Source organism: Enterobacter cloacae complex sp. P13B (assembly GCF_014895915.1).
In the GTDB taxonomy this organism is placed as follows: Bacteria; Pseudomonadota; Gammaproteobacteria; order Enterobacterales; family Enterobacteriaceae; genus Enterobacter; species Enterobacter bugandensis.
Map to the genome: position 1 here is coordinate 50,524 of NZ_JADBQN010000016.1, position 26,665 is coordinate 77,188.

Sequence of the window (26,665 nt, forward strand, 5' to 3'; positions counted from 1 at the left end):
CTCCTTAAAACAGGAAATAGCGTTGCGCCATCGGCAGAACGTCAGCCGGTTCGCTGGTTATCAGTTCACCGTCGACGCGCACCTCGTAGGTTTGCGAATCGACGGTGATGTTCGGTTGCAGAGCGTTATGGATCATGTCGGCCTTTTTCACCGTCCGGCAGCCTTTTACCACCGCCGTGGCGCTCTGCAGGCTGAGCTGCTGCGGGATGCCGTTCGCGTGGGCCGCCTGAGAAACAAACGTCAGCCGCGTGGCGTGGCGTGCTGCGCCCAGCGCGCCAAACATCGGGCGGTAATGCACTGGCTGCGGCGTGGGGATCGAGGCGTTGATGTCGCCCATCGGCGCGCAGGCGATCATCCCGCCTTTGACGATGGTGGCCGGTTTTACGCCAAAGAAGGCGGGGGACCAGACCACCAGATCCGCCAGCTTGCCCGCCTCAATCGAGCCCACTTCATGGGCGATGCCGTGGGTCAGCGCCGGGTTAATGGTGTATTTGGCGACATAGCGCTTCACCCGGAAGTTGTCGTTATCGCCCGTCTCTTCCGGCAGCGCGCCGCGCTGGACCTTCATGCGATGCGCCACCTGCCAGGTGCGGATAATCACTTCCCCGACGCGGCCCATGGCCTGGGAGTCTGACGAGGTGAGCGAGAACGCGCCGATATCGTGCAGCACGTCTTCTGCAGCGATGGTCTCCCGGCGAATGCGGGATTCGGCAAACGCCACGTCCTCGGCGATATCCGGGTCGAGGTGATGGCAAACCATCAGCATGTCGAGGTGCTCGTCGATGGTGTTCACCGTGTAGGGCAAGGTCGGGTTGGTGGAAGAGGGCAGAATATTCGGGTGCGCGCAGGCGGTGATGATATCCGGCGCGTGGCCGCCGCCCGCGCCTTCGGTGTGGAAGGTGTGGATCGTGCGCCCGCCGATGGCCGCCAGCGTGTCTTCGACAAACCCGGACTCGTTCAGCGTGTCGCTGTGCAGCGCCACCTGAATATCCATCTCTTCGGCCACCTCCAGCGAGCAGTTAATCGCAGCGGGCGTCGCGCCCCAGTCTTCGTGGATCTTCAGCCCGATGGCGCCGGCGGCGATCTGCTCGCGCAGGGCGTTCGGGTTGGAGCCGTTACCTTTGCCGAGCAGGCCAATATTCACCGGCAGCGTATCGGCGGCCTGCAGCATGCGGGCGATATACCACGGCCCCGGCGTGCAGGTGGTGGCGTTGGTGCCCGCCGCCGGACCGGTGCCGCCGCCAATCATGGTGGTGATGCCGGAGACCAGCGCCTCTTCCGCCTGCTGAGGGCAGATCCAGTGGATGTGGGTGTCGATCCCGCCAGCGGTGACGATCTTCCCCTCGGCAGCAATCACTTCCGTCGCGGCGCCGATCGGGATCGTCACGCCGGGCTGAATGTCCGGGTTCCCGGCTTTGCCGACGGCGAAGATCCGCCCGTCCTTCACACCGATATCGGCCTTCACGATCCCCCAGTGATCGACGATCAGCGCGTTGGTGAGAACCAGGTCCACGCAGCCGTCAGCGGTCATCTGCCCCTGACCCATGCCGTCGCGGATCACCTTCCCGCCGCCGAACTTGACCTCTTCGCCGTAGACCGTGAGATCGTCTTCCACTTCGATCCACAGCTCGCTGTCCGCCAGCCGCACCTTATCCCCGGTAGTGGGGCCGAACATGTCGGCATACGCCTGACGTGAAATTTCAGCCATGTTTCACCTCGCCCATTACCTCGCCGCGAAAGCCAAAAATGCGCTGCGCGCCCGTCACCTGCACCAGCGTCACCTCTCGCTTCTGGCCTGGCTCGAAGCGCACGGCGGTGCCCGCCGGAATGTTCAGCCGGTAGCCCCTGGTGGCTTCGCGATCAAACTTCAGCGCGGGGTTGACCTCGTAAAAGTGGTAGTGCGATCCGACCTGGCTCGGCCTGTCGCCGTGGTTTTCCACAATCACGCTTTGAGTGTCTCGCCCGACGTTGATCGCAATAGTGCCGGGCTGGATCTGGAATTCACCTGGGATCATCACGTGCTCCTTACACGATCGGGTTGTGGACGGTGACGAGCTTGGAGCCGTCCGGGAAGGTGGCTTCCACCTGTATATCCGGGATCATCTCCGGCACGCCCTCCATCACCTGATCGCGCGTAAGGACGTGGCGGCCCGCCTCCATCAGCGAGGCGACGGTTTCGCCATCGCGCGCGCCTTCCATGATGAAGGCGCTGATCAGCGCGACCGATTCCGGGTAGTTGAGCTTTACCCCGCGCGCAAGGCGGCGTTCGGCAACCAGCGCGGCGGTAAACAGCAACAGCTTGTCTTTTTCTCTGGGGGTCAGTTCCATAACGTTTCTCTTATGTCTGCCAGATGCGCGGCGAACAGGCGGTTTTGGTAGTAAGAAGCGGGCGAAGCGACTGCCAGATGTCGCGCATCGCCCGCTGGCAAATCAGGTTGTCGTGGGAGAGAAAACGCACCGACAGCAGAGCGTCGGTGAGCGTTGCCCCCGCAAAATGGCCCAGAGGCGCGAGCAGCGCGCGCACCGTGTCGAGATGATCTTCCCGGGCCGGATAGAACAGCAGTGTGCCGATCCACGGGTGTCCGGCAACGGGCGTGAGATCGCCGTCGCCGAGGTGCTGGCGCTCTATCAGGCGCGGTTCGTCATCCACCCACACTTCAAGGCGGCTCTCCAGCGTGCCGTGGCTGAAGGTCTCACTGATTACCGGGCGGCCCAGGCAGTACAGCTCCCACGCCAGCAGCGTGCTGGAGGCCTTAAGGTGGAAGATGGAACGCAGCGCGGCGTTCGCGCCGGGAAAGATAATGGTGTCCTGCGGCAGCCACTCCAGCGTGGCGTTTTCATCAAGATAAAAGTGCTGGCTCAGACGCGCCTGCGGGCCGCTGCTGCGGTAGAACTTGCTGGCGCCGGGCATGGTGATAAGCGCGTGGCTTTTGGCATCGAGCCGAACGGAAATATCCAGCGTATCGCCGCCCACGACGCCGCCGGGCGGGTGCAGCAGATAGAGGTGGCAGGTTTTTCCTTCGGGATAAAACGGACGTTGTACGGTGAGCGGCCCGACGTGTCGAGCGGAACGCAGGAGGGTTTTCTCAGGGGCGTGACAAAACTGCAGGGCAAGCGACGCCTGCCAGCCTTTATACGTATTATCAGTGACCTGAGCTGCTAACATGCTGCTTCCATCTGCGCATCATCGGGGTCGTTTCAGTATGCCCTGGCGGAAATGAAGGCTGTCATATGAGTCGCTTATGGATAGAGGAAATTAAAAAGCACGGCCCGGGGCCGTGCTCTGTGTGAAGCGTGACGATCCTATTTCAGGTGGTCATGCAATGCTGCACCTGCCTGCTCAAGGGCGACTTTAACCGTTGGCTCCTGGCTCAGCGGGTTAAGCAGGCCGTAATCGTGGATCATGCCGTTATAGCGCGTGACGGTCACCGGGACGCCAGCCGCATCCAGTTTACGCCCGAATGCTTCACCTTCATCCCGCAGAACGTCCAGCTCAGCTGTCTGAATCAGCGTCTCCGGGAAGCCTTTCAACTGTGCAGTGCTGGCGCGAAGCGGAGAGGCAAGGATATTGTTACGATCGGCAGCGCTGGTGGTGTAGTTGTCCCAGAACCATTTCATCATGTTTTTTGACAGGAAGTAGCCATTTTCGAACTGGTGATAGGAAGCCGTATCAAAGCTGGCGTCCGTCACTGGCCAGAGCATCACGTTGTAGCGAATTTTTGGCCCATTAAACTGTTTGGCCTGCAATGCCACTGAAGCCACCATGTTGCCGCCCACGCTGTTACCAACCAGGCCCAGACGGCTGCCGTCCACGCCAATTTCCTGGCCGTGCTCGGCTACCCATTTTGTCGCTTCATAGGCCTGATTGATTGCCACCGGGAAATGGGCTTCAGGTGACGGTGTGTAATCAACGTAAACCGCTGCGGCGCCTGATGCGCGAACCAGATCGCGGATTAAACGTTCGTGGGTTGGAAAATCACCCAGCACCCAACCGCCACCGTGGAAGAACATAAATACCGGGAGCGTACCGGCAGCATGTTCAGGCTTCACAATTTTTAGGGCGATCGTCTGGCCATTGACCTGGATCGTTTTTTCAGTCACCTGAGCGGGCGGCAATTTTGCTCCTTGCTGTGCGCCGATCAGTACCTGGCGGGCCTCCTGCGGGGTCATCTGTTCCATCGGTTTCCCTTTGCCAGCATTCAGGACATCAAGAAATGCCTGTACGCCTGCGGTCGGGGCTGGAGTATTGGTGGTTTGAGCGGATGCCGCGGCTGACGCGAAGACGGAAGAAATCAGGATGGCGGTTAATGTTTTCATGATGGTACCCCTTTTAACGTATTTGATCGGATAGATAAATAGCGCACTACTTAGTTGTTGGTCTAATACTTGCGTGCAAGATACTTTTAGTCAAACATTATTTATAATTTTTTTTAGACAACAGATTCAGGGTTGATAGAAAAATGAAAGAAAACAAAACACTAGATGATTTATTGTGCTTCTCGCTGTACTCGGTCACCAATGCGTTCGTTCGCCAGTATCGCCCCCTGCTGCAGGAGATGGATCTGACCTATCCGCAATTTGTTGTTTTGATGGCGCTTTATGAGAAAGACAACATCCCGCTTCGCGATCTCAGCGATAAAACCTATTTTGATTCAGGCACATTGACCCCGCTGGTTCAGAAGCTTGAGGCAAAAGGTTTTCTCAACCGTATCGCGGTTGTGGGGGATGAAAGGATGAAAAATGTCGTATTGACCGATAAAGCGAACGAACTGAAAAAGCAGGTGATGGCGCTGCCGGATCAGATTCGCTGCAGCATGCGGATGAATGATGATGAGCTGGAAATGCTAAAAAAACTCTCCCGAACGCTGCTGGAAGATTTTTAAGCGCACTTCGGTGGGGCTGAACCCACCGAAGCGATGTGTCGTTACCGGTAGTCCTCCGCATCCACATCATACCCGGACGGCTCCCAGCGGATCGCCAGCAATGACGCCAGACCGATAAACGGCGCCAGCGCAATCACCCAGAACACGGCGGTGTCGAGAGACGCGACCAGCAGCGGGAACAGGAACAGCGACAGCGTGGAGCTGCTGCGCATCAGCGTCTGGTTGAGACCCACGCCCACGCCGCGCAGCGAGGTCGGGTAGCTCAGCGAGGCGAACGTCATGGTATGCGCGCCCGGGCCAAATCCCTGACCGAACAGGAAAAGCGCCAGCATCGCCACGGCAAGCACCCCTTCAGAGGCACCGTCCGGTCGACCAATCAGCGCCAGCCCCAGCAGCGCCACAAGCTGACAGGCGTAACCCGCCAGCGACATCCGCCACGCGCCGAAGCGCGGCACGTAGCGCACCGCTAGTAATCCGCCGATAAACGCAAACAGCAGGTTCAGCGCCAGCGAGATCACAATAGTGGTCAGCATAGACTGCACGAAGAAGCTTGAAATAATCACCGGCAGGCCAAAGGCCACGGCGTTATAGGCGAACGAGGAGACGACGGACAGCAGCGTGGCGAGCGTGGTACGCCGCAGATAGATGCCGCGGAACAGGTTCAGATAGTTCGACCATTTGGCTTTATTCACGACAGGCGCAGGCTGGCTGAGCGCATCCTGAGGGACGTGGGCGTTAATATTGTACGACTGCCGCAAAATGGACGCCGCCTCTTTCAGGTTGCCCTGATTCGCCGCCCAGACCGGCGATTCGCTCATATAGCGGCTGCGGATGGCGATGATCACCAGCGCGGGTACCGCGCCAAAGCCGAGAATCAAACGCCAGAGCCAGTCGCTGTGGCTTTCCGGGAGCACGGCGTAGAAAAAGAGAACCAGAAGGTAAGAGATGCTGATCGCCGCATACCAGGTAGGGCACCACATCGCGACGCTGGAGGCCTTATTGCCCGGCCCTTTCAGCCTGGCAAACTCGCTCAGGAACGCCATCGCCACGGGAAGGTCGATCCCCACGCCAAGGCCCATCACAAAGCGCGCGCCCGCCAGCACATATTCATTCGGGGCTAGCGCGCAGGCGATAGCGGCGACGACAAAGAATACCATGTCGGCCATAAAGACGCGGTAGCGCCCGATTTTATCCGTGAGGTAACCGCCGAGCAGCGCCCCGACAATGGCACCAAAGGTAATCGCCGAGGCCACCATGCCGGTACCGGCGGGCGTCAGGTTAAATTCGCGGGTAATGTCTTTAATGCCGAACGCCAGCGCGCCCAGATCGTAGGCATCGAGGAAAATCCCGCCCAGAGCGATACCTACCACGATCCGGGTGTTGGCCCGGCCCTGTGAGCCATCGTTAACGAGACGTGAAACGTCCGATGCACTGCGCACCCACTGAATGTCGCCATCAGGGGGAATTCCTGCCGTTGAAAGGGGAGTTGTGTCTGTGATTTCTGCCATTTTCTTTTTGTGTGGTTGTGTTGTGTCTCTAACAGTTACCACAGGCAGAAGGTGACAAAAATCACATTTGGTTATAAGGCATAACTAACCGCCTACTCGGGATCTTTTTTCTTTCGCTTGAGCTTCGTCCAGATCTTCGTTTCCTGGCGTCGCCACAAGCGCTGGATATTGTCGTGATGACGCAGCAGGATCAGGCAGGAGAGCATCGACACCGGGAAGGTGAATTGGGGTTTAAACCACCAGACGTAAAACGGGGCGATCAGCGCGCTGACGATGGCACCCAGCGACGAATAGCCGCTCAGCAGAATGGTCAGCAGCCAGGTCCCGGCCATGACGCCGGTTAAGTCCCATCCGATGGGCGCGATGGCACCAAAGGCGGTCGCCACCCCTTTGCCGCCTTTAAAGCCGAAGAATACGGGCCAGATATGGCCGACGCAGGCGGCGATGGCGATGAGCCCCAGCCAGAACGGCGTGACGCCCAGCGCATAGGCGCCCCAGACGGGTAGCATCCCCTTCAGAACATCAAAAATCAAAACCGCTACGGCTGCTCCCTTGCCGCCAATTCGAAGCACGTTGGTCGCTCCCGGATTCCCGGAACCACTTTCACGCGGGTCAGGTAACCCGGCAATGCGGCAGACCAGAATGGCGCTGGAGATTGAGCCGCAAAGATAGGCGAGGAGGATCATTCCAGGCGCGATTGCACTCATAACGCTGTTCCGTTTTGAAAATGTATCTGTATTCTCAGCATCTGTGGATAATACGCATAATTCGCCGGAAGTGGTATCCGGTTTAGCCAAAAAGCAGGCAGGTCGTGATGGATATTGTATTTATAGAGCAACTTTCGGTAATCACCACAATTGGTGTTTACGACTGGGAACAGACCATCGAGCAGAAACTGGTGTTCGATATCGAAATGGGATGGGATAACCGCAAATCGGCAAAAAGCGATGACGTGAATGACTGTCTGAGCTATGCCGACATCAGCGAAGCGGTGATCGGCCACGTGGAAGGACAGCGTTTTGCGCTGGTGGAACGGGTGGCGGAAGAGGTGGCGGATCTGCTGCTGACCAAATTCAATTCACCGTGGGTACGCATTAAGCTGAGCAAGCCGGGCGCGGTGGCGCGCGCCGCCAACGTGGGCGTGATCATTGAGCGTGGCACAAATCTGAAAGGAAAGATTTAACGTCATAATTGCTAAACCATTTTAGGTTATATCGGTCTTAAGGCTGTATCTTTCACGGTAGCCGTTAGGGGCGACCGTTTTTTTATATCTTTTTTTAGGGGTTTATAGATGAGCGATATGCACTCGCTGCTGGTGGCGGCAATTCTGGGTGTGGTCGAAGGATTGACGGAGTTTTTGCCGGTTTCCAGTACGGGCCATATGATTATCGTTGGCCATTTGCTGGGCTTCGAAGGCGATACCGCAAAGACGTTTGAGGTGGTAATTCAGCTGGGCTCGATTCTGGCGGTGGTGGTGATGTTCTGGCGTCGCCTGTTTGGCCTGATCGGCATCCACTTTGGCCGTCTGCCGCAGCGTGAAGGAGAGGGCAAAGGCCGCCTGACGCTGATTCACATCCTGCTCGGGATGATCCCGGCGGTGGTATTGGGGCTGGTATTCCACGACACCATTAAATCGCTGTTTAACCCGATTAACGTCATGTACGCGCTGGTGGTGGGCGGTTTCCTGCTGATTGCCGCGGAAGTGCTGAAGCCAAAAGTCCCGCGTGCGGAAGGCCTGGACGATATGACCTATCGTCAGGCGTTTATCATTGGCTGCTTCCAGTGTCTGGCGCTGTGGCCGGGCTTCTCCCGTTCAGGTGCGACCATTTCAGGCGGGATGCTGATGGGCGTGAGCCGCTACGCGGCGTCCGAGTTCTCGTTCCTGCTGGCGGTGCCGATGATGATGGGCGCCACCGCGCTGGACCTTTACAAAAGCATTGGCTTCCTGACCACAGGCGATATTCCGATGTTTGCCGTGGGCTTTATCACCGCCTTTATCGTGGCGCTGATTGCCATCAAAACCTTCCTGCAGCTGATTAAGCGTATCTCGTTTATTCCGTTCGCGATCTACCGCTTTATCGTCGCGGCTGCGGTGTACGTGGTCTTCTTCTGATAACCGATTGCCCTCACTCTTTCGGCTGAGGGCAACGCTTTTCCTTCCACGCGGTAACCGCGTCAATCCGCCGTTTGGTTAGCTCCTCGCGAATCTCCGGGCCTTTAAATCCTGCCTCAACCACGTCTTTCGTTGGCACCGCTTTTGCGACTTCCCACGCTTCGCGCAGCAAACGCCCCTGGGGATAATCGGACGCTTCAAACCCGGTGCGGCCGCGCACGTCCGCTTCGCTGGTGAGCGCAATCTGCTCCACGCGCTGCGGCTTGCGCCAGGCGTCGATATTATCGAACAGCTTCACGATGGTGGCGGGCTTCAGGATCGGGAAGGTATGGATCAGGTCGTGGAACTCGGCGACCAGCTTTGCCAGATCGCGGATGTCATTCGGCACGCGCAGACGCTGGCAGAGCCCGTCAACCAGCTTTACCCCCGCCGGACCGTGCCCGTGATGGCGCGGCCAGAACTCTTTCGGCGTTAAGCCTTTGCCGAGATCGTGGCACAAGGTGGAAAAACGTACGTCCACCTCAGGGCTGAGCATGGCGGCCATGCCCAGCGTCATCAGCGTGTGTACGCCGGTATCAATTTCGGGATGCCATTTCGCCGGTGCGGGCACGCCAAACAGCGCGTCGATTTCCGGGAACAGCACCTTCAGCGCGCCGCAGTCGCGCAGAACCTGGAAAAAGACCTGCGGGTTGCGGGTGGTGAGGGCATTTTCCGTCTCTTTCCAGACGCGCTCCGGCGTCAGGTGTTCCAGCTCGCCCGCCTCGGTCATGGCCGTCATCAACGCCATCGTCTCATCCGCAATACGGAAGCTCAGATGCGCGTAACGCGCGGCAAAACGCGCCACGCGCAGCACGCGGAGCGGATCTTCAGAAAATGCCGGGGAGACGTGACGCAAAAGACGATCGCGCAGGTCGTCCTGCCCGCCGTAGGCGTCGATGATATGGCCGTTTTCGTCCTGGGCCAGGGCGTTAATGGTGAGATCGCGGCGCAGCAGATCCTGCTCCAGCGTCACATCCGGCGCGGCGTAGCAGGTGAAGCCCGTATAACCGGAACCGGATTTCCGTTCGGTACGCGCCAGGGCGTACTCTTCCCGGCTTTTCGGATGCAGGAACACGGGAAAATCGCGGCCTACCTGCTGGTAGCCCGCGTCGAGCATCTCTTCCGGGGTGGCGCCCACCACCACCCAGTCTTTATCTTTGACCGGCAGACCTAATAACGCATCACGTACCGCACCACCGACCAGATAACTCTTCACGCCCAACTCTCCCGTTTTCTCTTTTCCAGAATGATACGTAAGTCTGGCAGAGAAGACGAATTAGTTCATCCAGCGATCTTTACGCTTACGGCTTGGGATCAGATGTGGCAGAACCAGACCCAGCACCAGACCAACGCCCAGCACGCCGCCGCCATACATAAACCACTGCATGATGATGGTGCGCTGTTTGTCATCAAGCTGCAGGTTCGCGGCGTTCACTTTTTTCTGCGCGACGATCAGCTCGTTTTTCAGCTTCTGGTTCTCTTCTTTCAGACCGTTGATCACGCCGTCGCTCTGCGCCACTTTCTGCTGCATTTCAGCGGTGCGCTGGTTCCAGGTCCCGTCGATGTTGTTCAGCTTGTCGGTCAGGGTCTTCACCTGATTTTCCAGATCCGGCACGCGGGTGCGCAGGCTTGGCACGGTGCTCAGCTCTTTCATTGGGATCCAGGAGGTACGGCCGGAACTGTCGCGAACCTGACCGTAATTGGTCTCCGCGTTGGTCTGCAACAGGGTGACTTCCTCGCCGGCATTCACCGTGCCCACGAGGCGATAATTATCTCCGGGGCCACTGCGCACCCAGGTGTTAAGTTCGTCAGAAACGTAACGCTTCTCTTCAGCGTGCACTGCGGTTGCGGCGCTAAAAGCGAGTAAAGTAAGTCCAATCAGGCGTAATTTAAGCATCATTAGTCGTTATTTTCATAAAAAGTGGAACGATAGTAGTGGCAACAGTGTCTCTACGCAAAGCATTCATCAGCAATCAGAATCATCTGTGTCACGACTCTACACATTTACGCCCGACAAATTGCTCATTGCATGGCAATTTGGCGCAAAATACTATGTACTGACAAATAAATGGCGAGGAAGTTCGCCCTCATTGACGCGTCTGTGACGCCCGCAAAAGTACAAGGCTATGGCTCAGGAAATCGAATTAAAATTTATCGTCGAAAAAGACAGCGTTGACGCGCTCCGTCAGCATCTGAATACGCTCTCCGGCGAGCACCATGAACCCGTACCGTTGCTCAACATCTACTACGAAACGCCGGACAACTGGCTGCGCAACCACGATATGGGGCTGCGCATCCGCGGCGCGAACGGACGCTACGAGATGACGATGAAAATCGCCGGCCGCGTGGTCGGCGGTTTGCATCAGCGCCCGGAATACAATATCGACATCAGTAAGCCAGAACTTGAGCTGGAACGTTTCCCGGCGGAAGTCTGGCCGGAAGGCGAACTGCCCACCACGCTGGCTGGGCAGGTGCAGCCGCTGTTCAGCACCGATTTCGCTCGCGAGAAATGGCTGGTGACGGAAGGCAAAAGCCGCATTGAAATCGCGCTGGATTTAGGCGAGGTGAAGGCGGGTGAGTTCCAGGAACCGATCTGCGAGCTGGAGCTGGAACTTCTGGAAGGGGATGCGAGCGACGTGCTGAAGCTGGCGCGCAAGCTGGTAAGCCAGCCGGGTTTACGTCAGGGCAGCTTGAGCAAAGCGGCGCGGGGCTACCACCTGGCTGCCGGAAATGCGCCACGCGTGCTGAGAGAGACTCCGATTTTGCGTGTCGTCCCGAAAGCCAGCATTGAGCAGGGCATGGAAGCGGCGCTGGAGCTGGCGCTCTCCCAATGGCAGTACCATGAAGAACTGTGGGCGCGTAACGTCAAAAATGCCAAAAAACAGGTGCTGGCCGCTATCGGACTGGTGCGTCATACCCTGACGCTGTTTGGCGGTATCGTACCGCGTAAAGCTAGCGCTCACTTACGCGATCTGCTGACCCAGACCGAAACGCTGCTGCTTTCCGACGTGTCGGCGCAAACCGCGCTTTATAGCCCGCAAAATGCCGCGGCAAAACTGGCGCTGACCGAGTTTCTGGTGACGCGCGGCTGGCGCGTCTTCCTCGATGCAAAAGCGCAGACCAAAATCGCGGACAACTTTAAACGCTTCGCGGATATCCATCTTTCCCGCCACGCCGCCGAGCTGAGAACCACCTTCGCGCATCCGCTGGGCGACCAGTATGCCGACCAGCTTCCCCGCCTGGCGCGTAATATCGACAGCATGTTGCTTCTGTCGGGAGCGTACGAGGGCGTGAAGGCGCAGGCCTGGCTGGAGAACTGGCAGGGGCTTAAGCATGCCATTGAGACCCGTCAGCAGATTGAGATCGAGCATTTCCGCAACGAAGCCATTTCGCAGGATCCATACTGGCTGCACAGCGGAAAACGTTAATTCTGGCAAGGAACCCCTGATATGCCGCTTTCTTCGCAGTTACAGCAGCACTGGCAAACCGTTTGCGAACGTCTGCCCGAGTCGTTACCCGCGTCATCGTTAAGCGAGCAGGCGAAAAGCGTGCTCACGTTCAGTGATTTTGTGCAGGAGAGCGTCAGCGCCAATCCTGACTGGCTGGCAGAGCTGGAAAGCGCGCCGCCGCAGGCTGACGAGTGGCGGCACTATGCTGGCTGGCTGCAAACCGCGCTGGCAGAGGTGGCGGATGAAGCCACGCTGATGCGCGTTCTGCGTCAGTTCCGCCGCCGGGTGATGGTGCGCATTGCCTGGGCGCAGGCGCTGGAGCTGGTGAGTGAAGAGAGCACCTTGCAGCAGTTGAGCGAGCTGGCGCAGACGCTGATTGTCGCCGCGCGGGACTGGCTCTACGCCGCCTGCTGTAAAGAGTGGGGCACGCCGTGCAGCGAAGAAGGGGTTCCGCAGCCGCTGTTGATTCTGGGGATGGGCAAGCTGGGCGGCTGCGAGCTGAACTTCTCCTCGGATATCGACCTGATCTTTGCCTGGCCGGAGAATGGCGCCACGCGAGGCGGTCGTCGCGAGCTGGATAACGCCCAGTTCTTTACCCGACTCGGGCAGCGTCTGATTAAGGCGCTGGACCAGCCTACGCAGGACGGCTTTGTTTACCGCGTGGACATGCGCCTGCGCCCGTTTGGCGACAGCGGCCCGCTGGTACTGAGCTTCGCCGCGCTGGAAGATTATTACCAAGAGCAGGGGCGCGACTGGGAGCGTTACGCGATGGTCAAAGCGCGGATCATGGGCGACAGCGACGACGCCTACGCCAACGAGTTGCGCGCCATGCTGCGCCCGTTCGTGTTCCGCCGTTACATCGACTTTAGCGTGATCCAGTCCCTGCGCAATATGAAAGGGATGATCGCCCGCGAGGTGCGCCGTCGCGGCCTGAAGGACAACATCAAGCTTGGCGCGGGCGGCATCCGCGAAATCGAATTTATCGTTCAGGTCTTCCAGCTGATCCGCGGCGGGCGCGAGCCGTCGCTGCAGTCCCGCTCGCTGCTGCCGACGCTGAGCGCCATTGAGCAACTGCATTTGCTGCCGGACGGCGACGCGCAAACCCTGCGCGAGGCCTATCTGTTCCTGCGCCGTCTGGAAAACCTGCTGCAAAGCATTAACGACGAACAGACCCAGACCCTGCCGGGGGATGACCTTAACCGGGCGCGCCTGGCCTGGGGCATGCGGGCGGAAGACTGGTCAACGTTGACCGAACGGCTGGATGCCCATATGGCAGGCGTTCGCCGCATCTTTAACGATCTTATTGGTGACGACGAAAGTGAATCGCCGGACGATGCGCTCTCCGAGCACTGGCGCGAGCTGTGGCAGGACGCGCTCCAGGAAGATGACACCACGCCGGTGCTGGCGCACTTAAGCGACGACGCCCGCCATCGCGTGGTGGCCTTGATTGCCGATTTTCGTCTCGAACTGAACAAGCGCGCCATTGGCCCGCGCGGTCGGCAGGTGCTGGATCATCTGATGCCGCATCTGCTGAGCGACGTCTGCTCCCGCGAGGATGCGCCGGTGCCGCTGTCGCGCATGATGCCGCTGCTGAGCGGGATTATCACGCGTACCACCTACCTGGAACTGCTGAGCGAGTTTCCCGGCGCGCTGAAGCACCTGATTTCCCTCTGCGCCGCCTCGCCGATGGTGGCCAACAAGCTGGCGCGATACCCACTGCTGCTGGACGAACTGCTCGACCCGAACACGCTCTATCAGCCGACGGCGATGGACGCCTACCGCGACGAGCTGCGCCAGTATCTGCTGCGCGTGCCGGAAGAGGACGAAGAGCAGCAGCTCGAGGCGCTGCGTCAGTTTAAGCAGGCGCAGATGCTGCGCGTGGCGGCAGCGGATATCGCCGGTACGCTGCCGGTAATGAAAGTGAGCGATCACTTAACCTGGCTGGCGGAGGCGATCATCGACGCGGTAGTCCACCAGGCGTGGGTGCAGATGGTGGCCCGCTACGGCCAGCCGAAGCATCTTGCTGACCGCGAGGGGCGAGGGTTTGCCGTGGTTGGTTACGGCAAGCTGGGCGGCTGGGAGCTGGGCTACAGCTCCGATCTGGATCTGATTTTCCTGCACGACTGCCCGGTTGACGTGATGACTGACGGCGAACGTGAGATTGACGGGCGGCAGTTCTACCTGCGCCTGGCCCAGCGCATCATGCACCTGTTCAGCACCCGCACTTCGTCGGGCATTCTGTACGAGGTGGACGCGCGTCTGCGCCCGTCCGGCGCGGCAGGCATGCTGGTCACCTCGACGGACGCTTTTGCTGACTATCAGAAGAACGAAGCCTGGACGTGGGAACATCAGGCGCTGTTGCGTGCCCGCGTGGTGTACGGCGATCCGCAGCTCAAAACGCAGTTCGATGCGATCCGCAAGTCAGTCATGACGACCCCGCGTGAGGGCAGCATCCTGCAAACTGAAGTGCGTGAAATGCGTGAGAAAATGCGCGCGCATTTGGGTAATAAACATCGCGATCGCTTTGATATCAAAGCCGATGAGGGCGGGATTACCGATATTGAGTTCATCACTCAGTACCTGGTGCTACTGCATGCCCACGACAAGCCGAAGTTAACCCGCTGGTCCGATAACGTGCGCATTCTGGAACTGCTTGCGCAAAACGACATCATGGACGAGCAGGAGGCGCAGGCCTTAACCCGCGCCTACACCACGCTGCGCGATGAGCTTCATCACCTGGCATTGCAGGAACAGCCGGGCCATGTGGCGCTGGACTGTTTTACCGCAGAGCGCGCCCAGGTGACGGCAAGCTGGCAGAAATGGCTGGTGGAGCCGTGCGTAACAAAACAAGTGTGATATTATCGCGCGCAAATTGTGAATCTTTCTGGAGTCAGGAATGAAAGTAACACTGCCAGAGTTTGAACGTGCTGGAGTAATGGTTGTCGGGGATGTGATGCTGGATCGCTACTGGTATGGGCCGACCAGCCGCATCTCTCCTGAAGCGCCGGTACCGGTGGTTAAGGTCGACACCATTGAAGAGCGTCCCGGCGGCGCGGCAAACGTGGCGATGAACATAGCCTCGCTGGGCGCGCACTCGCGTCTGGTGGGCCTGACCGGTATCGACGATGCGGCGCGTGCGCTGAGCAAGTCGCTGGCGGACGTGAACGTGAAGTGCGACTTCGTTTCTGTTCCGACACACCCAACCATCACCAAGCTGCGCGTGCTGTCGCGTAACCAGCAGCTGATCCGCCTCGATTTTGAAGAAGGGTTCGAAGGCGTTGATCCTGAGCCGCTGCACGAGCGCATTAACCAGGCGCTGGGCAACATCGGCGCGCTGGTGCTGTCTGACTACGCCAAAGGCGCGCTGGCGAGCGTGCAAACGATGATTCAACTGGCGCGTAAAGCCAGCGTACCGGTGCTGATCGACCCGAAAGGCACCGATTTTGAGCGCTATCGCGGCGCAACCCTGCTGACGCCAAACCTTTCTGAGTTCGAAGCGGTGGCGGGCAAGTGCAAAACGGAAGAAGAACTGGTTGAGCGCGGCATGAAGATCATTGCTGACTTCGAGCTGTCCGCGCTGCTGGTCACCCGCTCCGAGCAGGGGATGACGCTGCTGCAGCCGGGCAAGGCGCCGCTGCATATGCCAACCCAGGCGCAGGAAGTGTACGACGTGACCGGTGCCGGTGATACGGTGATCGGCGTGCTGGCGGCAACGCTGGCGGCGGGTAACTCCCTGGAAGAGGCGTGCTACTTCGCGAACGCCGCGGCGGGCGTGGTCGTCGGTAAATTGGGTACTTCAACCGTTTCGCCCATCGAGCTGGAAAACGCGGTGCGCGGGCGTGCGGATACCGGTTTTGGCGTGATGACCGAAGACGAGCTGAAGGTGGCCGTTGCCGCCGCGCGCAAACGTGGTGAAAAAGTGGTGATGACCAACGGCGTGTTTGACATCCTGCACGCGGGCCACGTGTCGTATCTGGCGAATGCGCGCAAGCTGGGCGATCGCCTCATTGTGGCAGTGAACAGCGATGCGTCGACCAAACGCCTAAAGGGCGAAACGCGCCCGGTGAACCCGCTCGAGCAACGTATGATTGTGCTGGGCGCGCTGGAAGCGGTGGATTGGGTGGTGTCGTTTGAAGAAGATACCCCGCAGCGCCTGATTGCCGGGATCCTGCCAGACCTGCTGGTGAAGGGCGGCGATTACAAGCCAGAGCAAATCGCAGGTAGCGAAGAGGTCTGGGCCAACGGCGGTGAGGTGATGGTGCTCAATTTTGAGGACGGGTGTTCAACCACCAACATCATCAAGAAGATCCAGAAAGACAATCAGTAAAAAAACGGGCCAGTTGGCCCGTTTTTTCACCCTCTACCTGTGGGAGAGGGCATCAGGCCGCACTTATTCCTGGTCGTCCACCGGTGGAATGGCCGGTGCCGGCTTCACTTCTTCCGGCGCATTGCGGTTTTCCAGCTCGGTCAAACGCTGTTCCAGCAGCGCCAGCTTCTCGCGGGTGCGCAGCAGAACCTGAGTCTGCACGTCAAACTCTTCGCGGCTGACTAAATCAAGGCGAACCAACTGCGCCTGCAGCGTCTGGCGGATTTTCTTCTCAACGTCATCACCAAATTCACGAATGCCCTTTGGCATGGACTCATGAACCTGACGCGCGATCTGCTCAATTTTTTTCGGGTCAATCATAATGGCTTCCCTTGATAAGTCGGTGTTGATGAACATTGTAGCGCGTCATGACCCAGGATAAAGCAGATTTGTTTGAAGCTTATGCATTGCCCAGGTTAATCAATAGCGTTATAGTTATCTCGCTTATTCTCAGGGCGGGGCGAAATTCCCCACCGGCGGTAAATCAGCTTAACGCTGAAAGCCCGCGAGCGCTTTGGGTGAATTCTCAAAGGTCAGCAGATCCGGTGTAATTCCGGGGCCGACGGTTAGAGTCCGGATGGGAGAGAGTAACGATCCAGTCGGGCATGGGCCCGCTCACGTTATCTTTTTGCCGCTTATACGGCGCTCCTAAGACTGCCCTGATTCTGGTAACCATAATGTTAATGAGGTTTTTTTACCATGAATCAGACGCTACTTTCCTCTTTTGGCACTTCAACTCAACGTGTTGAACATGCACTGGATGCACTGCGCGAAGGCCGCGGTGTGATGGTGCTTGACGATGAAAACCGTGAAAACGAAGGCGACATGATTTTTGCCGCCGAAAACATGACCGTTGAACAGATGGCGCTGACCATCCGTCACGGCAGCGGCATCGTATGCCTGTGTATTACCGAAGATCGTCGTAAGCAGCTTGAGCTGCCGATGATGGTTGAGAACAACACCAGCGCCTTTGGTACCGGCTTTACCGTGACCATTGAAGCGGCACATGGCGTGACTACCGGTGTATCGGCGGCTGACCGCCTGACCACCGTGCGTGCCGCCATTGCTGATGATGCGAAACCCTCCGATCTGCATCGTCCAGGCCACGTCTTCCCGCTGCGCGCGCAGGCGGGCGGCGTGCTGACCCGTGGCGGTCACACCGAAGCAACGATCGACCTGGTGACCCTGGCGGGCTTCAAGCCTGCGGGCGTGCTGTGTGAACTGACCAACGATGACGGCACCATGGCCCGCGCGCCAGAGTGCATCACCTTTGCGCGTCTGCACAACATGCCGGTTGTCACAATTGAAGATCTGGTTGAGTACCGCCAGGCGCACGAGCGCAAAGCCAGCTGAGACAGCTGATGTGAAAAAGCCGGGGAAACCCGGCTTTTTTGTTTTTTAGTGGTAGTTGATTTTAAACAGCACCACGGTTTCAAACGGTCCGGACTGGATCGCTTTTCCCTCATCCCAAGACAGCTCTGCCGTGTACTTTTGCTCATACTGCAACGTACTTCCGGTGAAGTCGGCATACTCCTGGTAGTGGTTGAAGGTAAACGGATCCGTACCGTTCAGAATACGCAGCTTTAGCCCATTCCCAATCAACAGCGCCGTATCGTCAGTGCTGAGTTTTTCGGTCGTGTAGAATGACGAGTCCATTTTGAATCCATCAGAGCACTGCGCGTCCTGCACCTTGGTGGTTTTGACCGTAAATTCGCGAACGCGCGTTTTCTGATTCACGATGTCGCGAGCGCTGAAGGTACCAAAATCGATCTCCTGGTTTTCAGGGTAAATGCTGAATGTTGCCCCGCAGTCCAGAACGGTAATGTTTTGCAAGCCGTTGATGTGATACTTCAGGTTTTTCGCGTCGGCCATCTGGTTGACCCCGCCTTTACCGTCAAACTGCACCACGATGTAATCCCCGAGCGAACTCACGTAGCCGTGAGGCGGAATCGCCTTAATTTTGACGAACAGGCGAAGTCGGGCAACAAAGGTGCGTGTCGTATGGATGTCATCCGGGTTACCGGAGCAGATCAGGTTTTCCCAGCCCATCTGCCGGATCTGGGCCGGGGTATAGATGAGGATGTTCTTGTTATCAAGACACTGGCGGGTGTCCACGCCATTCGGCTGGCCCGTGGCATCGTAATCCACCCCTTCGTAGGTTACGCCAAGCTCATAGTAAGGGTCCGTTGCGGCAGGATAAGGGTTAACCCAGGCGAATACGTCTTCCGGCTCAAAGCCGCCGGTGACGTTGTGATCGCAGGTAACCGGGATTTTAATGTCATCTGATTCCCAGATTTTCTGCCCCACCTGCGCGTTGCTGGGGATAGCAAAGGGCGAGATGGTTTTTGTCTCTTCAACCGGCCCGCCTGAAGCACCAAGATAGCAGTCCAGCGCCAGCGCTTCTCTTACGGGCAGAGCGGATATCAGCAGCAGGAACAGCAGATTAGCGAGCTTGCGCATCTTTATCGACCTTATGCTCGCTGAGCGTACATTTCGCCGTACCTGAACATTGCGCGTCGACCTTTTTCAGCGCACCGTAATCATCGATGTAGCCAATGCTGTAGTAGTTGCCGTGATAGTCACCGGTAGAGGTTGTCGCCGTCGCAAACGGGGCGATCATCAGGCTGTCAAAACCGGGCAGCATGGTTTTCGCATTTTTGCTCAGCCACGCCAGCGTGATGTAATAAGGTGTAGGGTTATGCACGGTGAGCCCTTTCGCGTTTGCGGTGACTTCCATACGCATTTCTGCCTGATCGCCTGCCTTTTTGGCGATCGCTTTGGGACGCCAGAACAGTTTGATCCTGCTCTGCATCGCGACCTGCATTACGCTGCGTTCCTCGCTCGCGCTGGAACTTTTCGGCGGCACCTCGCGCAGGTTGAAATAAAACAGTGATTCCCGGTCTTTCGGCAACCGGGCGGTCGCGGCTTGCTTCACAATCCGGACCTGAGACGAGGCGCCCGCTTCAAGACGTTGGATCGGCGGAAGCGCCATAAAATGGCTGTCCTCCTTGCGTCCGTTTTCATCTTCTATCCAGGAGAGCGCCAGATAAGGCAACGTTTTGCTCTGATTATCAATCTTGAGGCTGCTGGCCTTATCGCTTTCCGGAAACACAATGCGGGTGCGGTCCAGGTTAACGGCAGCGTGAGTGGTAAATGCGGTGCCGATTAACATCAGGCACAGGCTGGTAAAAGAGGTGAGTTTCATCATGGTTTCTTACTGACATGGCAGTATCAACTGCATACTGTTTTCAAGGTGTGAAGGCAGCGAGAAGCGACACTGCTGATTGTCACCCCACGTTACCCGGAATTGTTGTTCAGGCTCTACCGCACCCAGCCAGACGTGGCCTTCGTCGGCGACCATGCCGATTTGCTGGTCACTTTCCAGTAGATGAACAATCGCGCCCAGCGGCGGGGTGCCGGCTGGCGTACGTAGAATGCCGGCAATATCGTTGCCTGCGCGCGTCGCAATCTGGCGATAGCCAATCGCCCCCTCGGTCCAGGTGGTGGTCGTAATGCGGTTGTCCACATCGACGCCGTCAGGCAGGTTATCCAGATTGACCTGTACGCTGGCGGGAGAGTAACTGGAAACCGACGGTAAAACGCCGATACCAAAGCGGTTGGTTTCATCCCGTGACATGTTCAGCGGAATGTTGCCGACGCCGTCGGTACTGACCATCACGCGCGGTTCGTTTCCGTAGCTGCGACGGTGCAGCGCTGCGCCTTTGGCCGTTGAGGTAAACGAGCCATTCCAGCTGGCGCTCAGGGAGTTATATTCATCAGCTTTATAACTTCCGGAGATATTCAGATCGCCAAACGGTGAATAATGCTGATAGTTACCGCTCATCTGTGCGCCCGCGTCCGCGTGTTCACTCTCCGTCCCCGCGGAGACGCCCCAGGTATTATTGCGATCGGACGTGTCGTACCAGGAGACATTTTGGCTCAGGCTATCGCTGTTGTGCAGATCGTAGCTGAGACGATGATCCGGATCGATCGGTACGCTCAGGGAAAGATAAAACTGCGTATCGTCGTCTTCATCTTCGTAATGCGTTTTGCTCCAGGAGAGGGTGACGCCGAGGTTTTTCCAGCGTCCCAGATCAAAGTTATAGCCTGCGGTAATGCTTCCCGTCGTGGACGGGGCTTCATTCCACCAGGTCTGACGCAGTACGTTGACGTAGAGGTTGAGCGATAACGGGCTGATGTACTGGCTGGCCGTTACGCTCAACGTCTGCTTTTCTGTCTGACGATCGTTGTCGTCATAATCAAGGAAGCGGGCATAGCTCAGGAACTTCCGATCGGAGTAGCGGTAGCTGGCAAGCGTAAGCTGGCTGCCGGTGGTATCGAAACGCTTACTGTAGTTAAAACGATAGCTGTAACCCGTCTGGCTATCCTGGAAGGGGAGCTGGCTGGTGGCCTGCGTGACGTCAAAAGAGAGGGCACCCAGATGCGCCATATTTTGCCCGATCCCGGCGGCAACGGAACGGTAATGATCCCCGTCGGCAAGCGTCCCGCCATAGAGCGAGGTGTTTGACAGCATTCCCCATGAGAATTCACCGCTCATAAAACCGGTGTCTTCGACGTCATGAGAGGCGTCTTTACGCGCTTTACCCGCCGCCAGCTTGTAGCGAACCTGCCCTTTACGCGTTAAAAAAGGCACCGATTCCGCCGAGACCTGGAAGGTGCTGACGCGCCCGTCTTCCTCCGTCACTTTTACGTCCAGCGTCCCCTGAACGGACTGGTTAAGATCCTGAATAACAAAGGGGCCAGGCGGAACTTTGCTTTGATAAATTACGCGATCGGCCAGGCTGACGGTGACGGTCGCGTTGGTTTGCGCGATACCGGTAATTTGTGGCGCATAGCCACGCAGCGACCAGGGGAGCATGCGCTCATCGCTGATCAGGGAGGCGCCGGTATAGGTAAAAGCGTCAAAGATTGAGGACTGGAAGTCCGTTTCACCCAGCGTCAGCTTAGCACCAAGCGAAGGAAGAGGGCGGAACATGTAGACGCGCGAAAAGCGTCCGTCATGATCCGAACCTGCATCGGTATGCGTTTGGCTGTACTGATAATCACTGCGCAGGCGCCATGCGCCCATATTCGCGCCCGCCGTGCCATAGGTGTTGGCGTTGTTGGTGCTGCTGCCGTCGCTGGGCTGATAGTGGCTGGCGAACAGGTTGTAATCCAGAATCACGCCCGGTACGCCATTGTCCCACGTTGCGGGTGGCATCCAGTCGGCGGCGCGGTACTGCAACCATGCCTGGGGTACGGTGACCTTCAGCGTCTGGGTCGCTTGTTCAAAATTAAAGGTGATATCCGGTCTGGAGGAAAAGTCGACGCATCCCTCTTTTTCGGGTAAGGCGTCGCGGACTTCCTCTTTCAGGGCAAACGTATCCGCCAGTTCAGGAGGAATACACACCTGTACCGTGTTATTTACTTCTTTCCAGCTAAGCTGCCAGCCGTTAGCCAGCGGTGTGTCGTTAATTGATACGGTAACAAAATAGCTACCAGGGGTAACCGCTATTTCATTTTTAAAAAGGGAGAGGTCAACGCTGCTCCGCTGGTCTTTATCAATGGCATTGATATTAAACTCGGTGGCAGAGGCAATCTTCGTCATTAACAGGGACGCAATGATGATTTTAGATTGTAATTTATATGTCATCATCCTGTTACCAAAATAATATCACATACCGGCTGGCAAATAATGCCAGCCGGTTTTATCGTGATGCATTGCCTTATTTGTACATCAGCACATAGTTGGCAGTCGCTTCAACCTGACCCGCTGTGGCAGTTTTACCCTGAGCAACTTCCATTAATGCTTTGAAGTGCAGAGTCTGAGTGGTGGAACCCGCCAGCAGATCGACCGTTTGAGCCGAACCCAGGGTGATGTTGGCTTCGTTGTTGTCCAGCAGACGAACACCGACGTTCTGAGCACCGCTTGCATAGGTGTTGCTCATCAGGCTGGTGTCAGTAGCGTCAGTTGCTGCGCTGGTGAAGGTCACGTCAACTTTGGTTACTGGCGTATCCGTTTCGTCCGCCGGATCGTCAAGCTGGCAGTTCTCCAGATTGATATCAACCGGAACAGCGGTAGACTTTTTGTTGGCATTGATAACGGCAGTGGTGACTTCACCCAAGTCCACTTCTTTATCAACGCTGTCTGGTGCAATGCTGCACGGTGCATCAATGACCACACCTTTGAATTTGATTTTGCCGGAACCCTGGTCATCAGCAAAAGCAGAACCCGAAACGATGGCAGCCATCGCAACCGCTAACAATACTTTTTTACCCATATACATGAAAATATCCTTTTTCAATTGAATTCATAATCTGAATATTAATTTTCAGAATACTCGCAAAGTATAACGGGTTGAGGGGGGCTTTTACGATTAATGAGGCTTAAAGATATTTTTAGAGGAGGTTAATATATAATTTATTACTATCGTAACCGGTTAATATTTCATGCAGTAGCGGTTTTTTAAGCGCAATTTAATTGGGAAATATTGCGCTTAAAAATATCCATAAAAACTCTTGATTTTCCAATTGTAAATACAGAGCCGCAGACAGTGTAAAATGCAACGGCTGCGCTGGGGCGCATCAAAGAATTGCCCTCATCGATGAGGGCATCCGTGTCAGCCTATACCTGCCGTTTGCAGCAGCACCAGGCTTAACCCCATCACCGACATGCCGCATAGCACGCCGTAGCTGGGATTATTGTTAGGATCGATCTCTTTCGCCAGCGGCATCAGCTCATCTACGGAGAGCGCAACCATAATCCCGGCCACGGCAGCCATAATCGCCGCCATCACGACAGGGGAGACGAGGCTTCCAAGGATCAGCCACGCCAGCACGCCGCCGAGAATTTCGGCCATCCCGGAAATCCCCGCCCAGAAGACGGCAGTACGTTTTGAACCCGTTGCGGCATAAACCGGCCCGGCCACGGCAAGTCCTTCAGGAATATTGTGTAAGGCTACCGCCAGCGCGACACCAAATCCCATTTCCAGATTGCTGCTGGCCGTGACATACGTGGCGACACCTTCCGGGAAGTTGTGCAGGCTGATACCCAGCGTCAGCAGGATCGCCGTGCGCTTGATGTTGCCGGGGATTGGAGTAACGCTTTTTTGCATCAAATCCTGAGGGTGGGCATGGGGCAGCATACGGTCGAGCGCAAAATAGCCCAGCAGACCAACGATGAACATGCCGTAGCCCAGAACCGGAGACATTCCCTCGGTGTGAAGGGCTGCTGGCAGCATCTCCATCAGCGAGATAAGCAGCATGATCCCAGCGGCGAAGCCCAGCGAGAACGCCAGAAGACGATTAGACGGTTTTTGCCCGAGCACGCCGAGGAACGCACCGATAAAGGTCGCGGCACCCGCAAGCACGGTCAAAATTAAGGGTACTGACATGCACTCTCCTTAAGCGATATCTTACGTTCAAATTTCCTGATGATGATCTTCACGGTTATCTGCGTTTATCTTCACCTGAATGCGCGTAATGTAGAACCATCAAATTGACACCTTCTCTAAGGATACCACCATGTCTTCTTCTCGTATGCCTGCACTGTTTTTAGGCCACGGCAGCCCAATGAACGTTCTGGAAGACAACGTTTATACCCGCGCCTGGCGTCATCTGGGGGAGACATTGCCGCGTCCGAAGGCGATTGTGGTGGTGTCTGCGCACTGGTTTACCCGTGGTACCGGCGTGACGGCCATGGAAACGCCTAAAACCATTCATGATTTCGGCGGCTTCCCGCAGGCGCTGTATGATACGCATTATCCGGCTCCCGGCTCGCCTGCGCTGGCACAGCGGCTGGTAGAGTTGCTCGCACCTGTTCCAGTGGCGCTGGATAAAGAAGCCTGGGGCTTTGACCACGGCTCGTGGGGCGTGCTGATTAAGATGTACCCTGATGCAGATATTCCGATGGTGCAGTTAAGCATCGACAGCACTAAACCGGCGGCCTGGCATCTGGAAATGGGCCGCAAACTGGCGACCCTGCGTGATGAGGGCATCATGCTGGTGGCAAGCGGCAACGTGGTGCATAACCTGCGTACGGCGCGCTGGCACGGTGAGAACACGCCATACCCGTGGGCGAGCGCTTTTAACGCCTACGTCAAAGCGAACCTGACCTGGCAAGGCCCGGTTGAGAAGCATCCGTTAGTGAACTATCTGGATCACGAAGGCGGTTCGCTCTCTAACCCGACGCCGGAGCACTTCCTGCCGCTGCTGTATGTGTTAGGTGCATGGGACGGTCAGGAGCCGGTTACCATTCCGGTTGACGGCATTGAAATGGGCAGTTTGAGTATGCTGTCGGTGCAGGTGGGGTAAAAAACATGCCCGGTAAGCGTAGCGCCACCGGGCAAGTTTTATTCAATAAAAATATGCGGATAGAACCGTGACAGATCCTGCGTAATCAACGCGCGATCTTCGCGGATGCCGATCCCGGCAGGTTGATCGTTAATAAGCCAGCTGCCGATCAGCGTATAGCTGTCGCCAAATTTCGGCAGTTGATAAAACTCCTGGACGATCATCCCTTCTTCACCGTATGGACCTTCAACCGCTTCCAGCGTTTTACCGTTTTCGATAATGGAGACGTTCGCGCCTTCGCGGGAAAAGATAGGCTTAACGACGTATTTCTCCATCGGTGGGAACTCATCTTCGGCAAAGTAAGCTGGCAACAGGTTAGGGTGGTTCGGGAACATCTCCCACAGCATCGGCAGCAGGGCTTTATTGGAGATAATGCTCTTCCACGCCGGTTCCAGCCAGCGCACGCCCGCGTCTTCCAGCTTGGTGGAGAACATTTCACGCAGCATGTATTCCCACGGATAGAGCTTGAACAGGTTGCTGATCACCTGATCCTGCATATCCGTAAACTGACCTTTTTCCCCCAGGCCGATATCCTCGATATAGAGGAATTCAGTCGCCACTTCCGCTTCGGCCGCGCAGTCCTGCAGATACTGAACCGTGCCCCTGTCTTCTTCCGTGTCGCGACAGCAGGCAAGATGCAGCAGATTGAAGCCAAACTGCTCCCGCAGTTCGGCGAAACGCTCAATCAGCTTTTCCTGCAGGCTGTTGAACTGGTCGCTACCTTCCGGCAGGTTTCCGGCGTTCATCTGATCTTCCAGCCAAATCCACTGGAAGAATGCCGCTTCGTAAAGAGAGGTCGGCGTATCCGCGTTGTTTTCTAAAAGCTTCGGCTCACCTACGCCATCCCACGCCAGATCGAGGCGAGAGTAAAGCGAAGGCTGATTCGTTTTCCACGACTGACGGACGAAACTCCAGGTATGCTTCGGAATACGGAATTTAGTCATCAGCTCGTCGCTGTCGATGACTTTATCCACCACCTTCAGGCACATCTGGTGCAGCTCGGCCGTCACCTCTTCCAGTTTTTCCACCTGGTCGAGCGTCAGTTTGTAGTAAGCATCTTCACACCAGTACGGCTCGCCGTACATGGTGTGGAAGTTAAAACCGTATTCAGTAGCTTTTTCGCGCCAGTCCGGGCGCTCGGTAATACCGACTCGTTCCATGATCAGCCGCCCATTGAGCGAGTGGAAGTGCCTGTTGCACTACGCTGCATGCTGGTCTGTTTCGCCACAGACTCACCGAACCCACCGCGGGTGATGGTGCTGGTGGTCGCAGGCTTCGGCGCCATCGCGGTTTTCGGGACGGTCACGGTGCGGCCCGGGGTCGCTGCGCCATAGCCTTTGCCGCTGGCATCGGTATATTGACCATAAGCCGGGCTGGCCGGGTTTTTCGAGCTAAACAGCGGTTGCTGCTGATAGCCCGCACCGCCGCCCATCAGGCGGCCCATCATGTAACCTGCCATTAATGGCATCCAGAAGCTGCCGCTGGACTGCGCCTGCGCCTGATTTTCCGGCGCAGTACCTGCCTGAGCTGGCGTCTGCTGACACTGTCCTTCACCAAATTCCGCCACGCAGTCTTCGCGTGAGGCGTATTTCGGCGCGGTGCGTTCCGCTTCTTTCAGGGCGTTGGTGTAGGCGGTTTTACATTCTGCTGTCTGGCCGGTTGCGGCGGAGCAATCGTCCGCGTTTTGATACAGCGAAACCGTTTCGTCGTTTTTCTCACAGCCTGCCAGCATAAAGACCGCGGTTACTGCCAGCGCAACAGGGGTGAGATGGCGTGCGTTCCAGCTTTTGCGGAACGACGCGTGGTTAATCGTTTTTGTCCGTTTCATGTTTGTCTTCCAGGACCCAGTGGTAATAACGCTCAGGATAGTGGATGAGTGGTTGAAAATGAAGCGAAGAGGGGCGGAATCAGGGGGATCTTTACGTTGGCTTACGTTCGGGTGTGATTCAGCTGCG

25 protein-coding genes and 1 riboswitch are annotated in these 26,665 nt (G+C 57.1%); of the genes, 8 read left to right on the forward strand and 17 right to left on the reverse strand.

Features of this window, described 5'->3' with window-relative positions; genetic code table 11:
- Nucleotides 1–4: 4 nt before the first annotated feature.
- From ureC to IM273_RS08700, 5 genes are all read right to left on the reverse strand, one after another.
- Entirely contained in the window at nt 5–1,708 is a 1,704-nt protein-coding gene (ureC, locus tag IM273_RS08680; protein ID WP_193050845.1) for an urease subunit alpha, read from the reverse strand.
- Nucleotides 1,701–2,015 (reverse strand): urease subunit beta, encoded by a 315-nt coding sequence (locus tag IM273_RS08685; RefSeq protein ID WP_193050843.1) that lies wholly within the window; start codon nt 2,013–2,015, stop codon nt 1,701–1,703. The genes ureC and IM273_RS08685 overlap by 8 nt, the downstream gene beginning before the upstream one ends.
- A gap of 10 nt (nt 2,016–2,025) precedes the next feature.
- Nucleotides 2,026–2,328: an urease subunit gamma gene (locus tag IM273_RS08690; RefSeq protein ID WP_003862556.1), complete on the reverse strand. Its 303-nt coding sequence runs from the start codon at nt 2,326–2,328 to the stop codon at nt 2,026–2,028.
- Between the two features lie 10 nt (nt 2,329–2,338).
- On the reverse strand, nt 2,339–3,166 hold the full coding sequence (locus IM273_RS08695) for an urease accessory protein UreD (RefSeq protein WP_193050840.1): 828 nt from the start codon (nt 3,164–3,166) through the stop codon (nt 2,339–2,341).
- Between the two features lie 137 nt (nt 3,167–3,303).
- Nucleotides 3,304–4,317: an alpha/beta hydrolase gene (locus tag IM273_RS08700; RefSeq protein WP_028014463.1), complete on the reverse strand. Its 1,014-nt coding sequence runs from the start codon at nt 4,315–4,317 to the stop codon at nt 3,304–3,306.
- A 143-nt stretch (nt 4,318–4,460) separates the two neighbouring features.
- Between IM273_RS08700 and IM273_RS08705 the strand changes: the two genes are divergently transcribed.
- Nucleotides 4,461–4,883: a MarR family winged helix-turn-helix transcriptional regulator gene (locus IM273_RS08705; RefSeq protein ID WP_193050838.1), complete on the forward strand. Its 423-nt coding sequence runs from the start codon at nt 4,461–4,463 to the stop codon at nt 4,881–4,883.
- 41 nt (nt 4,884–4,924) lie between these two features.
- Here IM273_RS08705 and IM273_RS08710 read toward each other — a convergent pair whose 3' ends face one another.
- Together IM273_RS08710 and plsY are read right to left on the reverse strand one after the other, a co-directional pair.
- On the reverse strand, nt 4,925–6,391 hold the full coding sequence (locus IM273_RS08710) for an MFS transporter (RefSeq protein ID WP_059358372.1): 1,467 nt from the start codon (nt 6,389–6,391) through the stop codon (nt 4,925–4,927).
- A 92-nt stretch (nt 6,392–6,483) separates the two neighbouring features.
- Nucleotides 6,484–7,098 (reverse strand): glycerol-3-phosphate 1-O-acyltransferase PlsY, encoded by a 615-nt coding sequence (plsY, locus tag IM273_RS08715; protein ID WP_014833311.1) that lies wholly within the window; start codon nt 7,096–7,098, stop codon nt 6,484–6,486.
- 107 nt (nt 7,099–7,205) lie between these two features.
- Between plsY and folB the strand changes: the two genes are divergently transcribed.
- Both folB and bacA read left to right on the forward strand, forming a co-directional pair.
- On the forward strand, nt 7,206–7,574 hold the full coding sequence (gene folB, locus IM273_RS08720; RefSeq protein WP_028014460.1) for a bifunctional dihydroneopterin aldolase/7,8-dihydroneopterin epimerase: 369 nt from the start codon (nt 7,206–7,208) through the stop codon (nt 7,572–7,574).
- A 108-nt stretch (nt 7,575–7,682) separates the two neighbouring features.
- Nucleotides 7,683–8,504 (forward strand): undecaprenyl-diphosphate phosphatase, encoded by an 822-nt coding sequence (bacA, locus tag IM273_RS08725; RefSeq protein ID WP_028014459.1) that lies wholly within the window; start codon nt 7,683–7,685, stop codon nt 8,502–8,504.
- Nucleotides 8,505–8,517: 13 nt separating this feature from the next.
- On the opposite strand, the gene IM273_RS08730 is transcribed toward bacA, so the two are convergent.
- Both IM273_RS08730 and IM273_RS08735 read right to left on the reverse strand, forming a co-directional pair.
- On the reverse strand, nt 8,518–9,759 hold the full coding sequence (locus IM273_RS08730) for a multifunctional CCA addition/repair protein (protein WP_047364610.1): 1,242 nt from the start codon (nt 9,757–9,759) through the stop codon (nt 8,518–8,520).
- Between the two features lie 60 nt (nt 9,760–9,819).
- Entirely contained in the window at nt 9,820–10,440 is a 621-nt protein-coding gene (locus IM273_RS08735) for a TIGR04211 family SH3 domain-containing protein (protein WP_028014457.1), read from the reverse strand.
- Nucleotides 10,441–10,669: 229 nt separating this feature from the next.
- Between IM273_RS08735 and IM273_RS08740 the strand changes: the two genes are divergently transcribed.
- The 3 genes from IM273_RS08740 to hldE are packed head-to-tail and all read left to right on the forward strand — an operon-like array spanning nt 10,670 to nt 16,319.
- Complete coding sequence (locus tag IM273_RS08740) at nt 10,670–11,971, forward strand: inorganic triphosphatase (RefSeq protein WP_193050836.1); 1,302 nt, start codon at nt 10,670–10,672, stop codon at nt 11,969–11,971.
- A gap of 21 nt (nt 11,972–11,992) precedes the next feature.
- Nucleotides 11,993–14,848, forward strand: a complete 2,856-nt coding sequence (gene glnE / locus IM273_RS08745) for a bifunctional [glutamate--ammonia ligase]-adenylyl-L-tyrosine phosphorylase/[glutamate--ammonia-ligase] adenylyltransferase (RefSeq protein WP_193050834.1) — start codon at nt 11,993–11,995, stop codon at nt 14,846–14,848.
- A gap of 40 nt (nt 14,849–14,888) precedes the next feature.
- On the forward strand, nt 14,889–16,319 hold the full coding sequence (hldE, locus tag IM273_RS08750; RefSeq protein WP_193050832.1) for a bifunctional D-glycero-beta-D-manno-heptose-7-phosphate kinase/D-glycero-beta-D-manno-heptose 1-phosphate adenylyltransferase HldE: 1,431 nt from the start codon (nt 14,889–14,891) through the stop codon (nt 16,317–16,319).
- 63 nt (nt 16,320–16,382) lie between these two features.
- On the opposite strand, the gene ubiK is transcribed toward hldE, so the two are convergent.
- Complete coding sequence (ubiK, locus tag IM273_RS08755; RefSeq protein ID WP_014071796.1) at nt 16,383–16,679, reverse strand: ubiquinone biosynthesis accessory factor UbiK; 297 nt, start codon at nt 16,677–16,679, stop codon at nt 16,383–16,385.
- A gap of 121 nt (nt 16,680–16,800) precedes the next feature.
- A riboswitch (FMN riboswitch) is annotated at nt 16,801–16,951 on the forward strand.
- 106 nt (nt 16,952–17,057) lie between these two features.
- Between ubiK and ribB the strand changes: the two genes are divergently transcribed.
- Nucleotides 17,058–17,711, forward strand: a complete 654-nt coding sequence (gene ribB, locus IM273_RS08760) for a 3,4-dihydroxy-2-butanone-4-phosphate synthase (protein WP_028017147.1) — start codon at nt 17,058–17,060, stop codon at nt 17,709–17,711.
- A 45-nt stretch (nt 17,712–17,756) separates the two neighbouring features.
- Here the strand turns inward: ribB and IM273_RS08765 are convergent, their stop codons facing one another.
- The 5 genes from IM273_RS08765 to zupT all read right to left on the reverse strand — a co-directional run bounded on the left by IM273_RS08765 (nt 17,757) and on the right by zupT (nt 23,752).
- Entirely contained in the window at nt 17,757–18,818 is a 1,062-nt protein-coding gene (locus IM273_RS08765) for a fimbrial protein (RefSeq protein ID WP_193050830.1), read from the reverse strand.
- Complete coding sequence (locus IM273_RS08770; protein WP_048959459.1) at nt 18,802–19,563, reverse strand: molecular chaperone; 762 nt, start codon at nt 19,561–19,563, stop codon at nt 18,802–18,804. The genes IM273_RS08765 and IM273_RS08770 overlap by 17 nt, the downstream gene beginning before the upstream one ends.
- Before the next feature lie 9 nt (nt 19,564–19,572).
- Nucleotides 19,573–22,011: a fimbria/pilus outer membrane usher protein gene (locus IM273_RS08775; protein WP_192971924.1), complete on the reverse strand. Its 2,439-nt coding sequence runs from the start codon at nt 22,009–22,011 to the stop codon at nt 19,573–19,575.
- A 73-nt stretch (nt 22,012–22,084) separates the two neighbouring features.
- Nucleotides 22,085–22,645 (reverse strand): fimbrial protein, encoded by a 561-nt coding sequence (locus tag IM273_RS08780; RefSeq protein ID WP_045261131.1) that lies wholly within the window; start codon nt 22,643–22,645, stop codon nt 22,085–22,087.
- A 333-nt stretch (nt 22,646–22,978) separates the two neighbouring features.
- The gene (gene zupT / locus IM273_RS08785) at nt 22,979–23,752 is read right to left on the reverse strand and encodes a zinc transporter ZupT (protein WP_028014448.1); all 774 of its coding nucleotides are present in this window, start codon (nt 23,750–23,752) and stop codon (nt 22,979–22,981) included.
- A 130-nt stretch (nt 23,753–23,882) separates the two neighbouring features.
- On the opposite strand from zupT, the gene ygiD reads away from it, so the two are divergent.
- The gene (gene ygiD / locus IM273_RS08790; RefSeq protein ID WP_193050829.1) at nt 23,883–24,671 is read left to right on the forward strand and encodes a 4,5-DOPA dioxygenase extradiol; all 789 of its coding nucleotides are present in this window, start codon (nt 23,883–23,885) and stop codon (nt 24,669–24,671) included.
- Nucleotides 24,672–24,709: 38 nt separating this feature from the next.
- Here ygiD and IM273_RS08795 read toward each other — a convergent pair whose 3' ends face one another.
- Nucleotides 24,710–25,870 carry a glutathionylspermidine synthase family protein gene (locus IM273_RS08795; RefSeq protein ID WP_193050828.1) on the reverse strand — a complete coding sequence of 387 codons (1,161 nt, stop codon included), beginning with the start codon at nt 25,868–25,870 and terminating at the stop codon, nt 24,710–24,712.
- A 2-nt stretch (nt 25,871–25,872) separates the two neighbouring features.
- Nucleotides 25,873–26,538, reverse strand: a complete 666-nt coding sequence (locus tag IM273_RS08800; RefSeq protein WP_049000611.1) for a DUF1190 family protein — start codon at nt 26,536–26,538, stop codon at nt 25,873–25,875.
- Nucleotides 26,539–26,665: the final 127 nt, after the last annotated feature.